At 44.7% G+C, this 14,104-nt stretch carries 11 protein-coding genes; 2 read left to right on the top strand and 9 right to left on the bottom strand.

Annotated elements, in window-relative coordinates; all coding sequences use genetic code 11:
* Positions 1-9: 9 nt before the first annotated feature.
* The 6 genes from EO130_RS06815 to EO130_RS06790 form a co-directional block, all read right to left on the bottom strand.
* A complete protein-coding gene (locus EO130_RS06815) occupies positions 10-2,922 on the bottom strand; it encodes a glycoside hydrolase family 3 N-terminal domain-containing protein (RefSeq protein WP_127140778.1) in 2,913 nt (970 codons plus the stop codon).
* Positions 2,923-3,012: 90 nt separating this feature from the next.
* Positions 3,013-3,495 (bottom strand): ABC transporter ATPase, encoded by a 483-nt coding sequence (locus tag EO130_RS06810; protein ID WP_127140777.1) that lies wholly within the window; start codon positions 3,493-3,495, stop codon positions 3,013-3,015.
* Positions 3,496-3,547: 52 nt separating this feature from the next.
* The gene (locus EO130_RS06805; protein ID WP_127140776.1) at positions 3,548-4,339 is read right to left on the bottom strand and encodes a (Fe-S)-binding protein; all 792 of its coding nucleotides are present in this window, start codon (positions 4,337-4,339) and stop codon (positions 3,548-3,550) included.
* 10 nt (positions 4,340-4,349) lie between these two features.
* A complete protein-coding gene (locus tag EO130_RS06800) occupies positions 4,350-5,678 on the bottom strand; it encodes a 4Fe-4S dicluster domain-containing protein (protein WP_127140775.1) in 1,329 nt (442 codons plus the stop codon).
* Positions 5,678-6,664, bottom strand: coding sequence for an MlaD family protein (locus tag EO130_RS06795; RefSeq protein WP_127140774.1), 987 nt, complete (start codon positions 6,662-6,664; stop codon positions 5,678-5,680). Before EO130_RS06795 ends, EO130_RS06800 begins: the two co-directional genes overlap by 1 nt.
* A gap of 65 nt (positions 6,665-6,729) precedes the next feature.
* A complete protein-coding gene (locus tag EO130_RS06790; RefSeq protein WP_127140773.1) occupies positions 6,730-7,923 on the bottom strand; it encodes an N-acetylmuramoyl-L-alanine amidase family protein in 1,194 nt (397 codons plus the stop codon).
* 131 nt (positions 7,924-8,054) lie between these two features.
* Here EO130_RS06790 and EO130_RS06785 point away from each other — a divergent pair, with 131 nt between their 5' ends.
* Together EO130_RS06785 and EO130_RS06780 are read left to right on the top strand one after the other, a co-directional pair.
* Entirely contained in the window at positions 8,055-10,739 is a 2,685-nt protein-coding gene (locus tag EO130_RS06785; protein WP_127140772.1) for a putative LPS assembly protein LptD, read from the top strand.
* 45 nt (positions 10,740-10,784) lie between these two features.
* Entirely contained in the window at positions 10,785-11,165 is a 381-nt protein-coding gene (locus EO130_RS06780; protein WP_127140771.1) for a RidA family protein, read from the top strand.
* Here EO130_RS06780 and EO130_RS06775 read toward each other — a convergent pair.
* The 3 genes from EO130_RS06775 to pfkA form a co-directional block, all read right to left on the bottom strand.
* Positions 11,158-12,009, bottom strand: coding sequence for an N-acetylglucosamine kinase (locus EO130_RS06775; RefSeq protein ID WP_127140770.1), 852 nt, complete (start codon positions 12,007-12,009; stop codon positions 11,158-11,160). The two genes, EO130_RS06780 and EO130_RS06775, sit on opposite strands and share 8 nt — an antisense overlap.
* 77 nt (positions 12,010-12,086) lie before the next feature.
* A complete protein-coding gene (gene gap, locus EO130_RS06770) occupies positions 12,087-13,088 on the bottom strand; it encodes a type I glyceraldehyde-3-phosphate dehydrogenase (protein ID WP_127140769.1) in 1,002 nt (333 codons plus the stop codon).
* Positions 13,089-13,110: 22 nt separating this feature from the next.
* Positions 13,111-14,097, bottom strand: a complete 987-nt coding sequence (gene pfkA, locus EO130_RS06765) for a 6-phosphofructokinase (protein ID WP_127140768.1) — start codon at positions 14,095-14,097, stop codon at positions 13,111-13,113.
* Positions 14,098-14,104: the final 7 nt, after the last annotated feature.

Genomic DNA, 14,104 nt, shown 5'->3' with positions numbered 1-14,104 from the left:
ATTCTGTACCTAGTTAATAATGGAATCATAAATGGCCTGCTGTATCCGCGTCCTCAGACCAGATTTGATCAGTAAGGTATTGGTCGCTGAAGGATACGTCCTGTTGGACAAAAACACGTAAACAATTTCCTCTTCGGGATCGGCCCAAGTATAAGTTCCGGTAAATCCACTATGCCCAAAGCTGTTTCTGGAAACACACCCACAGGTAGGTCCTTTCTCCTCCAATTGGGGTTTATCAAAACCCACACCGCGTCTTACATTCTTATTACAGAAATAACAGGTGTTGAACCGTTTTACCGTACGGGCATTAAAAAACCGTTCCCCGCCATAATAACCGCCCTGTAAATACATTTGCATGATCTTCGCCACCTCGTTCGCCGTGCTAAAAAGTCCGGCATGACCACCAACACCGCCCTGCATGGCCGCCCCCATATCGTGAACGTAGCCTTGAACAATCTGGTATCGATAATAGTCGTCGTCTTCGGTGGGAACTATCGCTTCTTTCGGGAATTTTTTTAATGGGTTGAACAAGGTCCGCTGTAATCCCAAAGGCCGGTACAGAAATTCATCCACCAATTCATCAATCGGCCGTTGGTACGTTTTTTCAATATATTCCTTAAATACATAATAGCCAACATCACTGTATCGATACCGGTTTGATTTGAGACTTTGCCTACCAATTTTATCATAAATAGAATCCTTGTACGATCGGGTAAGGTATAGATGTTCGGCTACTTTGTAAGGAAAAGCCTCGGAAGGATTCTGACGGTAAAACTCATTGGAAGGCTTTCGATCCTTGTTAAGGGTGTCCAGATAAAAGGCAATCCACGAAGGCAGACGGCCATAGTGGGACAAGGCCTTTAGAACGGTAACATCCTTAAGCTCCGTATCGGCATATTCCGGTATCAAGTCCTTAAAGGTGTCATTAAGTGCAATTTTCCCCTCCTCCTCCATTTTCATGATCATGGGCAAAGTGGAAAGAATCTTGGTCAATGAAGCCAAATCATAAATAGACTCGGAGGTGATACTATCGGATGATTTATAGGTGGGCTTCCCAAAATTCTTGTTGTAAATGACCTTTCCCCTTCTAGCGACCAAGACTTGTGCGCCAGGAAACATCAGCGAATCCAAGCCGTGCCCTACCAACGTATCCACCTCGGCCAGTAGTTCCGAGCTCATTCCCACACGTTCGGGTATGCTGTAGCCCAAGCGTTGAATGGGCTCTAAATCAATGCCTGTGCCCACAGGATACTCGGCATGAGCGGAAACAGGTAGTTTTCCCGATGCCCCAACGGCTCCAAAAATAACCTCCGCCACCTTCTCTTGAGCGATTTCACTGTTCTGGTAACCTACCACTACACCATCTATGGTATCGAAATTGAGTATGTCCAAAAGCGCATAGGGTTTGGTAAAAACGGACAGTATGGTGTTACTGGTCCGCATTCTGGATATCTCCTCCAACCAGAACAATTCGTTTTTGGAAAATTTATGCCCCTTCCAAGGGTTTTCATTGCTCTTATGAAACCCGATGATGACCAGATTGAAATCCTTTAATCGCTCTTTGTATTCCGAAATGTCCTTGGCGGCAATCGGGGTCACTTTGTGATAGTTGTTCAAAGCGTTCACGAACGAAATTCCCTCATCATCCCCAAAGTGCACATAGGCAATCTCTTTGTTGTCCAATTTTTTAATGGGCATCAAGGAAAAATTATTCTTCGCTACGGTGATGGCTGCTTCAATGGCCTCTTCATAAATGACATTGTTTTCAACACCATTAAGATCTTCTACCAGATGCTCTATATCCACAGGCTTGAAATTGTTCAAGCCTGCTTTGTACTTGGCCATCAATATTTTTTTGACGGATTTCGACAATCGGTCCTCAGTAATGATACCCTTATTGTAGGCCTCTATAAACTTTTCCTTGGCCCGCATCACATTTTCGGGCATCAACAATAAGTCGTTTCCGGCCAGAAAAGCCTGCAGTTCCACTTCTCCTTGTGGCGCAAATTGGGAAACGGCCTTCATATTAAGGGCATCGGTTATTACCAAACCTTTAAAACCCATCTGATTTTGCAATACATCTGTCACAATAGCTTTGGATAAGGTAGATGGGTGCCCTTCCCGTGATTCCAAAGCAGGCACATCCAAATGGGCTACCATTATGGAGCTTAAGCCCGCTTCCATGGTTTTTTTAAAGGGATACAATTCCAAAGTGTCCAACCGCTCCAACGAAGAAGTGATGATCGGCAGCGATTTATGGGAATCGGTAGCCGTATCGCCATGACCTGGAAAATGCTTGCCACTGGTCAGCACTCCTGCTCTCTCCATCCCCCGCACAAAAGCACGTCCTTTTTGGGCCACATTTTTAGGGTCTTCCCCAAAAGAGCGGTTGCCAATGATGGGATTCTGAGGGTTGTTGTTCACATCCAAATCGGGTGCGAAATTGATATGTACACCAAGCCGTTTGGCATGTTTCCCAATCTGATATCCCACCTTTTCTATAATAGTGCTATCCTGAATAGCTCCCAAGGTCATGTTCCAAGGAAAGGCATACGTGGAGTCCAACCGCATGGCCATGCCCCATTCCGCATCCGAGCCAATCAATAGCGGTACTTTGGCCGCAGATTGGTAGGCATTGGTCAATTGTGCCTGTTGTATCGGACCGCCCACGGAAAAGATAACCCCACCAATACCTTGGTCCTCCACGAGGGTTTTTATCCTATCGGTTGCCGTTTTACCTTGATTGGACGCCACGCTCACCATAAAGAGCTGTCCAATACGTTCCTGCAAGGACATATTTTGGAATTGGTTTTCCACCCACGCCATTTGTGCCACAGAGTCTTTGACCAATAAGGGATTGGACTGCCCAAGGGCTTGTAAACAGAAAAGTAGTAAAAGAGGGAGTTGGAGGTTTATCCGCATAAATATCTTGTCTAAAACCTGAACTTATTGCTGATAAAAATATTGCATTTCATCGAGGAATGCATGCATATTAAGATAATTTAAGATAGCCTACACAAATCGGGAGTGCCAGCTTTCACTGGCAGGCACTTCCCAGTTTTCGAGGTATTCCTGCTTGGTGGCCACCAAATTATTGAACACGATGGTATTGGCAGAAACCGATTTGGCCTTGGCCAGCTTCTTGAAATCCGTGAGTGGCTTGTAAGCGATAAACTCCCCTTGTTTGAAGGAAACGTTCATGCGGTCCAATAGCTGAACTTGGTATTTCTTTTCCAAGCTTTGAATGTAGTGAACAGAGGCATCAATGGAACATCCTGAAGCGCTTACATTCGTTTGGTCCAGACCGATAACGATAAATCTTTTGTACCGGATTTCAAAACCTGCATGCAAGTGACTACCGTGGGCCGTCCATTCCGTTAGAAATTCGGTGAGACTCTCCTCCAATTCCTGCAATTCTTCCTGGGTAAAACTTCGGTCTGCCTGATAAATCCAAATACGGGCGTTGTCTGGCAATTCATTAAAATCTACTAGCATATTTTTTATCTGTTAGGTCCTTCTTTTTGACCTGATGTTTTCTGTGTATTTCTTACAACCCTTGCGAATTGGCCAACACCTCGGCCACGTCCAAAACAGTCACACTATCTTCCTTTTCATGTACTTTGATACCATCGGTCATCATGGTATTGCAGTATGGGCAACCTGTTGCAATGATCTGTGCCTGAGTCTCAAGTGCATCCTTGGTTCGCATCACATTGATGTCCATATCACCCTTTTCGGGTTCCTTGAACATTTGTGCTCCGCCTGCTCCGCAGCAAAGGGCTGTTTTTTTAAACCGTTTCATCTCCACCACATCGGCCTTGGTCTTGGAAAGCAGTTCACGGGGAGCATCAAAAACGGAATTGGCACGACCCAAATAGCAGGGATCGTGAAAAGTGATACGTTTCCCCTTGTAGCCATCACCATCCATAGTTAAGCGTCCGTTATCGATAAGCTCCTTTAAGTATTGTGTATGGTGCAGTACCTCATAATTCCCGCCCAATCCAGGATATTCATTTTTAAAAGTATTGAAGGAATGTGGGTCACAGGTAACGATGCGCTTGATTTCATAACCATTCAAAAGCTCGATGTTCATCATGGCCTGCATCTGAAACAAAAACTCGTTGCCAGCACGTTTGGCCACATCACCTGTGGAACTTTCCTCTGTGCCCAGCACGGCAAAATCGACCTTGGCCTTGTTCAATAATTTAACAAAGGCGCGGGTGATCTTTTTGGCTCGGTCATCATAACTTCCAGCAGAGCCCACCCAAAACAATATTTCGGGCTGTTTGCCTTCTGCCATAAACTCCTGCATGGTTTTTACCTTCAATTGCTCGCTCATACTACTCGTTTTATTCGTTTACCCAATTCAACCGGTCCATTTGATTGTAGGGCCAAGGGGCTCCGTTGTTTTCTATGTTGGACATCATATTGTTCAGCTCCATTGGGGCAGCGGACTGCTCCATCACCAAATATCTTCGCATTTCCACAATTATGGATAAGGGGTCTATGCTCACTGGACATGCTTCCACGCAAGCGTTGCAGGTGGTACAGGCCCAAAGTTCCTCTCGGGTAATGTAATCGTCCAATAACTGTTTGCCATCGGGAACAAACTCGCCCTTATTGGCGTCCATATTCTTGCCCACCTCCTCCAAACGGTCGCGGGTATCCATCATAATTTTACGGGGCGACAGTTTTTTACCAGTCTGATTGGCCGGGCATTCGGAAGTACATCGACCACATTCGGTACAGGTGTATGCATTGAGCAATTGCACCCAATTCAGATCCATCACATCGGAGGCTCCAAATTTTTCTGGTTCCTCGGCAGTGTCTTCTTCGGCAGGTGCCGCAAAGGGGTCCGCATCGGGGTCCATCATCAATTTGACTTCCTTGGTAACGGATGCTAGGTTATTGAACTGTCCCTGTGGCTTTATTCTACCATAATAGGTGTTCGGAAATGCCAAAAGAATATGTAAATGCTTTGAATAATAGAGATAGTTCAAGAAGGCCAAAATGCCCAAAATATGAAGCCACCATGCTGTTCTTTCCACCAAAATCAGCGAAGATTCGGAAAGCCCTTCCATCAGTGGAAGCAAAAACTGGCTTACGGGAAAGGCCCCCGCCTTGTTATAGTGTTCGGCCCCTATTTGCTGCAATTGAAAATCGGCGGCATTCATGGTCAAGAACAAAAACATCAGCACCAATTCGATATACAGAATCAAGTTCCCATCGGTTTTGGGCCATCCTTTCATTTCAGGTTTGATGAAACGTTGGATTCGGATAATATTCCGTCGCACCCAAAAAACGATGACGGCCACAATCACCAGTAGAGCCAATATTTCAAAGGAAGCTATCAAGAAGTTGTACACTGAACCCAAGGGAGAGAACAGTCGATGTGTTCCCAAAAGTCCATCGAGGATAATTTCGAGCACCTCAATATTGATGATGATAAAACCGACATAGACGATTACGTGCATGATTCCTGCTATGGGCCTAACGACCATCTTGGTCTGCCCCAAAGCAATTCTAGCCATGTTTTTCCAGCGCTGCGCTTTGTTATCGCTTACGTCGACATCTTTGCCCAGTTTAATGTTCCTGGCCAATTTTTTGACATTTCGAACAAAAAAACCAATGCCCACAATAAGGGCCAAGGCAAATAAAATATTGGGCACGTATTCCATTAGTTATTTTCTTTTGGTTCGTTAGGATTTTCCCCTTCTGCAGGGTCATCCTCCGGTAGTGTGTACTCTTTTTGCTTTTTGCCGAACACCGAAACGTTGACATAACGTTTTGGATTCAATCTAAAATCTTGTAACAACAGGTCCAATTCCCTTGAGGCTTCCGCTAGATTGTTGTAAAGGGCATCATCCTTGTGCAGTTTTCCCAAAGAACCCTCTCCTTGCTCTATCTTGGCCAAAATACCGTTCAACTTGCTCACGGTGCCTTGAAACTCTGCCAACGTCCTTCCCAAATCGGCACTGACAAGCGAATCGGATAATTTTGAGAAGTTAGAGGTAATGTGGTTCACGTTCTTTAAGGAACTATCCAACTGGGTTTTATTGTTTTCGAGCAGCACATTCAGATTATCGGCACTGGTCTTAAAGGATTTTACCAATTGGTTCATGGAAACAATGGTCTCCTGTAATTGTTTTTTGGTCGGGTCGTCCAAAATTTGGTTCACATTCATCAACAAGCTGTCAGCATGGGAAACCGCACCTTCCACTTTCATTTGAAGCGGGGTAAGTTTTTGCTGCACCAATTCAGTGAGACCGGGTTTTATTTTTGATTGCAACGTATCTCCCGATTGGGCTTTTGGAGCATCATCGAACACAGGAACAATCTGAAGGCCCTTTCCCCCGATGATACCAGTATCAAATAATTCTGCGATACTGCTTTTGGAAAACTCAAAATCGTTGGTCACGGTCAAGGTCACCAACAATTTGCCAGTACCGTCCTTAAAGCGGATATCTGTAACGTTGCCAACATTAAAACCGTTTATGGAAACCTGGGTTCCCGGCTTTAGTCCCCCTACATCACTGTAAATGGCGTAAAAGGTCTTATTGTTTTCAAAAAGTGGAGAGGATTTTAAGTAGCTAAGCCCAAACAAGAAGGCTGCGATTCCAGCGACTACGATAATCCCAGTTTTGATTTCCCTGGATAGTTTCAAAAGATTCGGTTTATGGTTTAAACAAAATTAGGCATAATTTTTTCAAGAGCGCGTTTGAAGCATGCCTACTTTAAGGCTGCTGAAACTGGCACCCTCACCCCATTCTTGTATGCCACAATATATGATGTGGTATACCCTTTCGCATCAGCGTTTTTCTTCAACTGCTTTGCTTCTTCGTAGGTACTGGCATTACCGTACATATATCGAAACATATTCTTATAAGGCTCTTTGGATAACTGGCCAAGACCCTTAAAGTTTTTGGCATCCAATGGTATGGTTTTTCCACTGGCCATTAATTGTACTTTAAAAATAACCCCTGCGCTTTCCGTTGCCGCCTTGGGCTGTGGGTCGGTCGCTGCAGTCTTTTCCTCGGGTTGCTTTTCCGAAACGGATTTAGGTTGTTCGGTAGTTTCCTTGGGAAGGTTCACCGCTACTTGGGTATCTTCTACCTTTGGAACCTCTGCCACTGGTGCCACTGCATAGCCCATTTCTTCCTTGTAGGCCAAGACAGCGCTTGCAATCGCCGTTCCCATTTCATTTTGACCTTTTTTGGAATTTAAATAGCTTCCTTCGTTTTTATTGGACAAAAAGCCCACCTCGATCAATACACTTGGCATAAAGGTCTGGTGCAGCACAATAAAACCAGCTTGCTTTACTTTTCTATCCTTACGTTTAAGTTTTACGGTGAAATTATCCTGAAGCTTCTTGCCCAAAAGAACGCTCTGGTCCAAGAATTCCTCTTGCATAATGGTCAATCCAATGACGGATTCCGGCGAATTGATATCATACTCCGCATATCGCTGTTCATAATCGTCCTCCAAGTAAATTACGGAGTTTTCCTTTTTGGCCACCTCAAAATTTTGGCGATTGGCATGCAAACCCAATACATAGGTTTCCGCCCCGTAGGCATCGGAATTATGGGCATTGCAATGGACGGACACAAATAGATCCGCATTCGCTTGATTGGCAATTTCGCCCCTTTCGAACAAATCAACAAAAGTATCGTCATCCCGAGTGTAAATGACCTTTATGTCTGGGTGTTTTTTTAATTCTTCCCCAACTTTCAAAACAATGGCGAGGGCAATTTCCTTTTCCAAATACCCATTCCAAATGTTTCCAGGGTCATGTCCGCCATGACCAGCATCCAAGACCACGATAAATTTATCCTTGGGCCCTTCCTCGGTATCATTTTTGTGAAAAGAGGTCAACGGAAAGACCAGCAATAGAAATACTAAAAATGTCAACCGACTTTTATTCATAAGAACTGAGTAATTATTACAGTGTTCGGTATTGGTTAAAAATATCGTAATCACCAATAAGTAGAACAAAAAATATATGTAAGTTTGACCCCAAAACTGAGCCGACCTGTACAAAAATAGGATTTATCACGTTGCAACCAAATAAACATTTTTCACTTTTCCTATTTGTTCTTCTTTGTGGTATCGCTACCTTAAGTGCTCAGGAGGACCCTATTACGCCCTTGCCCATCAAGGCCGTAAAGGATACTATCGTTGCTCCCCTGTTGCCCCCCAACATCCTCAATGATTCCATCAGAACCGATACCACCAGCACAGATACCGTGCCAAAAAAACAGCCTTTACTGCTGGACAAAATCAAATATAAGGCCAAGGATTATGTCAAGCTAAGTCAAAAGGACAATAAAATTTATTTGTACGACGAGGCGGAAATTTACTATCAAGATACGGAACTCAAGGCGGGCGTCATCGTTATGGACTATTTGAAAAATGAGGTCTATGCCGGTCGTATGAAGGATTCTTTGGGCAACTACTCCCAGCTTCCTTTTTTTAAGCAGGGCGACAATGAGGTTCGGCCGGATTCCATCCGCTTTAATTTTGATACCCAAAAAGCGCTCATCTGGAACTCCAGGACCGAACAACAGGCCGGCTTGGGGCAATTGGGAAGCGATGCCATGAAGGTATATGCCGAAAGGACCAAAAAGGAAAATGATTCCGTTTACTTTTTGAACGAAGGCAAGCTTACCACATCCAACGATACGGTGAATCCCGATTATTATATTCGTGTAAGAAAGGCCAAGTTCGTTCCCAAAAAGAAAATCATTGCCGGATACAGTAATATGTACATCGTAGATGTACCCACTCCCATTGCCATGCCATTTGCTTATTTTCCGTTGACCACGGGCAGGGTGGCCGGTATCTTGTTCCCAACCTTTGGTAACGACCCAAGAAGGGGGTATTTTATTCAAAACGGGGGGTATTACCTCCCCATCAGCGATTATGTGGACCTCAGTATTACGGGGGATTACTATACCAACGGCAGTTACGGATTTCAAGGAAGGTCCGTTTATACCAAGCGCTACAAATACAGCGGCAATATCAATATCAGTTATGAAAACTTGGTAACCAGCCAAAAGGGTTTTGATGATTACAGCCGTACGAGCAATTACAATATCCGGATATCGCATTCACAAGACACTAAGGCAAGTCCCAATTCCCGCTTTTCAGCTTCGGTGAATCTTGGGTCCAGTCAGTTCTTTACCAATTCCTTGAACCAGGTAAACCGAAACAATACGCAGACCAACACCTTTGCTTCGTCCATCAGTTATTCGAAGACTTTTCCGGAATATCCTTCGGTGAATACCAGTGTAACACTTAGTCATACGCAAAACTCACGTACGCAGACCATCAATATGTCCTTGCCTACCTTCCAGGCCAGTATGGAGCGTATTTTCCCTTTTGCCAAGCGTGATGAACCCAAGAAGGGCGTTTTCGAAAATATCAACTTCCAATACGATGTAAACGCACAAAACAGTATAACCACCACGGAAGAGGACTTTTTTAAGAGCGGTATGTTCGATGAGGCACGAGTGGGTGCCCGACATCGCATCCCCATCGCTACCAACTTTAAATTGGCCAAGTACCTTAGTGTCAGTTTAAGTGGTAACTACGAAGATGTGTGGGCCTTGGAAACCATTCGCCGTGAGTTTGATGAAGAATCGGGACGGGTAGTAACCGATACTATCCCAGGCTTCGACCGATTCAACCGCTATAGTTTGGGCACCAGCATCGGTACCACCTTATACGGAACTTGGAATTTTGGAGAAGATAAAAAAGTACAGGCCTTACGCCATGTGATGCGTCCTTCCATCAGCTATGGATACACACCTTCCTTTGAACAATTTTATGAATCGTATACGGACGGAGACGGTGAACAAGTGCAGTACACGCCCTTTGAAACCAGTCTTTATGGACGTCCATCGCTAAACCGTGGCAGTTCCATCAGCTTTTCGCTCCAGAACTCACTGGAAGCCAAGGTTCGGGACAAGGATTCCACAGCAACGGAGCCCAGAAAGGTGAAGATTCTGAGCAACCTTACCTTGAACGCCAGCTATAATTTGGAGGCGGATTCCCTAAAACTTAGCCCCATCAGTATGAGCGGAGCTACGGAAATCATTAAAAACGTCCCCATCAACTTTGCTGCGACCTTTGATCCCTATGCCATTGACAACAATGGTAGGCGTATCAATACCCTAAATATCAATAATGGCGGGGGCATTGCACGTTTGACCAGTGCACGTATCAACACCAGCTTTTCCTTAAATAGTGAAATGTTCCAAAAAGGCGGCGTTAAGGAGAAGAGTGATGAGGAAAAGCAATCCGATTTCAGTGAAAACCCCTTTGCTATTGACGATGTTCGTGGAGAACAATCCCAGTTTAATCGCGGTAGGGGCAACAGGGGCAACGACCCCGACCAAGAGCAGCCCTTGTACAACAATAAATTGCCGTGGGACGCACGGTTTACCTATGTGGCCTCCTACAGCAACAATAACCGCCAGAACGAAATTACCAACCACTCCATCATGTTCTCGGGGAACATTTCACTGACCCCAAAATGGGATGTCGGGTTCAATTCCGGGTATGACTTGAAGAACAAAGGATTTGCCGATACCCGTTTTGCGTTTAAACGGGATCTGGGCAGTTTTAATCTTAGTTTTGACTGGACTCCCTTTGGGAGGTTTGAGCGATGGTATTTCTTCATCGGTATAAAAAGCTCCCTGTTGAAAGACATCAAGTGGGAAAACAGAAGTCAACCTTAATCTTAGCACTTTATTTTTTACCTTCACCTGCATAAAATCATATGCATGAAAAAAATCATAAAAACCCCAAAAGCACCAGCTCCCATTGGGCCGTACAACCAAGCCGTATTGATCAAGGATACACTTTACATTTCCGGTCAAATTCCGATTGACCCTGCCACGGGCGAGTTGGTCGAAGGTGATATCCAAAAGGAGACACGCCAATCCATGGAAAACCTAAAAGCGATACTTGAAGAGGCCGGGATGACCTTTGAGCATGTAATCAAGTCCTCCATTTTTATAAAGGACATGAACCAGTTTGCATTGATCAATGAGGTGTACGGAAGCTATTTTGATGAAGCCACTGCTCCCGCTAGGGAAACCATGGAAGTTGCCAATCTTCCGAAATTCGTGAATGTGGAGATTTCGATGATTGCCGTTAAATAGTCTGTCTGTGGAATTCCACCAGACCTTCAATAGGTCTGCGACGGATTACGCCCAAAATCAAATCGTTGCGTTCTATACAAGCCGTTAACTCGTCACGCAAAAAGTGGGCGATGCTCCCTACAAAGCTCACAGGAACTTTGGTGGCTAGTTCGTATTGCATAATGTAGTTGTTCACGAACTGCTGCAATCCTTTCTCGATGACGCCTTTGCAATAGGGGTGCTCCTTATTTTCGATGATAAATCGGGCAAAAGTGGCCAAATAGGTATTTGGATTGGGCTGTTTGTACAAATGCTCCTTGATGACATCAGCATCGAGGTCGTACTCTTTGGCGAACTTCATCCCGAGGTCCTGAGGCATTTTATGGAAATAATAATCCCGGATCAATTTTCGTCCAAAGAAATTTCCACTGCCATCATCCATTAGGATATATCCCAAAGAGGTGACTTTTTGGATGAGTTGGTGGCCATCGTAATAACTGCAATTGGAACCAGTACCCAAAATACATACAATCCCTTGCCTTCCTATCTTGGTGGTGGAATAAATGGCCGCATAGGTATCTTCCCTTACCTCTGCTTTGGCATTGGGAAAGAAATCCTTAAAAATGGCCTTTAAAAAATTCTTCATTCTATCGGTTCCGCATCCGGCCCCGTAGAAATATAACTGACGTACTTTTTCCTTGTTTTTGGAAAGTTCAAAATTGTTGGCCAACCTGTCCTCGATTACTTCCTTGGTCAGTACTTCTGGGCTAAGGCCCAAGGTTTGGGTCACAAACAGTTGCTCCCCCTTTTCGTCCAGGGCAATCCAATCCGATTTGGTGGCACCACTATCCACAATCAAAATCATACGTCGAGATTTTTATAGTAAAATCCTGAAGAGGATGTCCTCCCCTTCAGGATACTTAGTATTATAAAGATAATTAATTACAGGCTTGCTGCGTGTAGGGCCAAGTCGACCAATTTATTGGAGTAACCGGTTTCGTTATCGTACCAGGAAACTACCTTAAAGAATTTGGAATTCAACTCGATCCCTGCATCCGCATCAAAGATGGAAGTTCTTACGTCACCCACAAAATCTTGGGATACCACCAACTCATCGGTGTAGCCCAAAATGCCGGACAATTCTCCTTCAGAAGCTGCTTTCATGGCCTTTTTGATTTCCTCATAAGAAGTTTCCTTGGCCAAACGAACGGTTAAATCCACCACAGAAACATCGGCAGTTGGTACTCTAAATGCCATACCCGTCAATTTGCCTTCCAACGATGGAATTACCTTAGTCACTGCCTTGGCAGCTCCTGTAGCAGCAGGAATAATGTTCAAAAGGGCACTTCTACCGCCCCTGTAATCCTTTTTGGAAGGACCATCTACGGTCAACTGGGTAGCTGTTGTGGCGTGAACCGTGGTCATCAAACCTTCGTCGATACCAAAGGCATCGTCCAATACCTTGGCGATTGGCGCCAAACAGTTCGTGGTACAAGAAGCGTTGGAAATAATGGTGTCGGTAGCTTTCACATCCTTGTGGTTAACCCCCATAACAAACATGGGCGCATCCTTGGATGGAGCAGATATCACTACTTTCTTCGCACCGCCGTCGATGTGGCTCTGTGCCATGTCCAAGGTGGTAAAAATACCTGTACATTCCGCAACGATTTCCGCACCAGCTTCGTCCCATTTCAAGTTTTTGGGATCGCGCTCGGCGGTCACCCTTATTTTTTTTCCATTTACGATCAAGTTACCGTCCTTTACCTCGATGGTACCATCGAATCTTCCGTGTACCGAATCGTATTCCAAAAGGTATGCAAGGTGTTCTACGTCCAATAAGTCGTTGATGGCAACAACATCTACGTTGTCCCTGTTCACGGTGGCCCTAAAGACCAACCTTCCTATTCTACCGAATCCGTTAATTCCTATTTTCAAATGTGACATGTTTACTTTTTTAGTGTTTACATTAAGTTGTCATTATATCCGAAACTCTTATGAGTTCTTCGTCAATCTCTGTATGTGCCTTAATGGCCTCGGCCAACGGGGTTAGTACCAATTTGGTATCCCTGATACCGACCATAAGGTTTGATTTTCCTTCCAGGATACTCTCTACGGCCTTTACGCCCATTCTACTGGCCAATACGCGGTCAAAACAGGTTGGGTTACCCCCACGTTGCATGTGCCCCAGCACAGATACCCTTACATCATAAATAGGAAGGTGTTGCTCCACGTATTCTTTCAATTCAAAAACGTTCTTACCGATTTTATCGCCTTCGGCAACAATAACGATACTGGAAGATTTTCCAGAGGCCTTACTTCGCTTAAGGGAATCCAGCAAGCGCTCAAGACCCAAGTTTTGTTCCGGTATCAATATTTCTTCGGCACCAGCGCCCACACCGGCATTGAGTGCGATATGGCCCACATCCCTACCCATCACCTCAACAAAAAAGAGGCGATTGTGCGAACTGGCGGTATCACGAATTTTATCTATGGCATCCACAACGGTGTTGATGGCAGTATCGAAGCCAATGGTAAAGGACGATCCTAGAATATCGTTGTCGATAGTCCCGGGAATTCCTATCACTGGAAAATTATATTCCTCTGTAAACAGCAGGGCTCCCGTAAAACTTCCATTTCCCCCAATCACCACAAAGGCCTGAATACCTTCCTTGGTCAATTGGTCGTAAGCTTTCTTCCTTCCTTCCTTCGTCCTAAATTCATCGCAACGGGCAGACTTTAGAATGGTTCCTCCCTTATTAATGATGTTGTTCACACTACGTGCATCCAAGGTCTTAAAATCGCCTTCGATCATGCCTTGATAGCCTCTGTAAATCCCAACACATTCAATGTTCAAATATGCACAGGTACGGACAACGGAACGAATTGCGGCATTCATTCCGGGAGAGTCTCCGCCAGAGGTAAAAACGCCAATTTTTTTAATTTCTGAAGCCATTCAAATT

This window comes from Flagellimonas marinaquae (assembly GCF_003992675.1).
Lineage (GTDB): Bacteria > Bacteroidota > Bacteroidia > Flavobacteriales > Flavobacteriaceae > Flagellimonas > Flagellimonas marinaquae.
Note: the sequence above shows the minus strand (reverse complement) of the source record. Positions and strands in the feature narration are given on the sequence as shown.

Bases quoted from the DNA above. Each gene is read 5' to 3' on its own strand.
- EO130_RS06815 (WP_127140778.1), bottom strand. From the start codon at position 2,922: ATGCGGATAAACCTCCAACTCCCTCTTTTACTACTTTTCTGTTTACAA.
- EO130_RS06810 (WP_127140777.1), bottom strand. From the start codon at position 3,495: ATGCTAGTAGATTTTAATGAATTGCCAGACAACGCCCGTATTTGGATT.
- EO130_RS06805 (WP_127140776.1), bottom strand. From the start codon at position 4,339: ATGAGCGAGCAATTGAAGGTAAAAACCATGCAGGAGTTTATGGCAGAA.
- EO130_RS06800 (WP_127140775.1), bottom strand. From the start codon at position 5,678: ATGGAATACGTGCCCAATATTTTATTTGCCTTGGCCCTTATTGTGGGC.
- EO130_RS06790 (WP_127140773.1), bottom strand. From the start codon at position 7,923: ATGAATAAAAGTCGGTTGACATTTTTAGTATTTCTATTGCTGGTCTTT.
- EO130_RS06780 (WP_127140771.1), top strand. From the start codon at position 10,785: ATGAAAAAAATCATAAAAACCCCAAAAGCACCAGCTCCCATTGGGCCG.
- EO130_RS06775 (WP_127140770.1), bottom strand. From the start codon at position 12,009: ATGATTTTGATTGTGGATAGTGGTGCCACCAAATCGGATTGGATTGCC.
- gap (WP_127140769.1), bottom strand. From the start codon at position 13,088: ATGTCACATTTGAAAATAGGAATTAACGGATTCGGTAGAATAGGAAGG.
- pfkA (WP_127140768.1), bottom strand. From the start codon at position 14,097: ATGGCTTCAGAAATTAAAAAAATTGGCGTTTTTACCTCTGGCGGAGAC.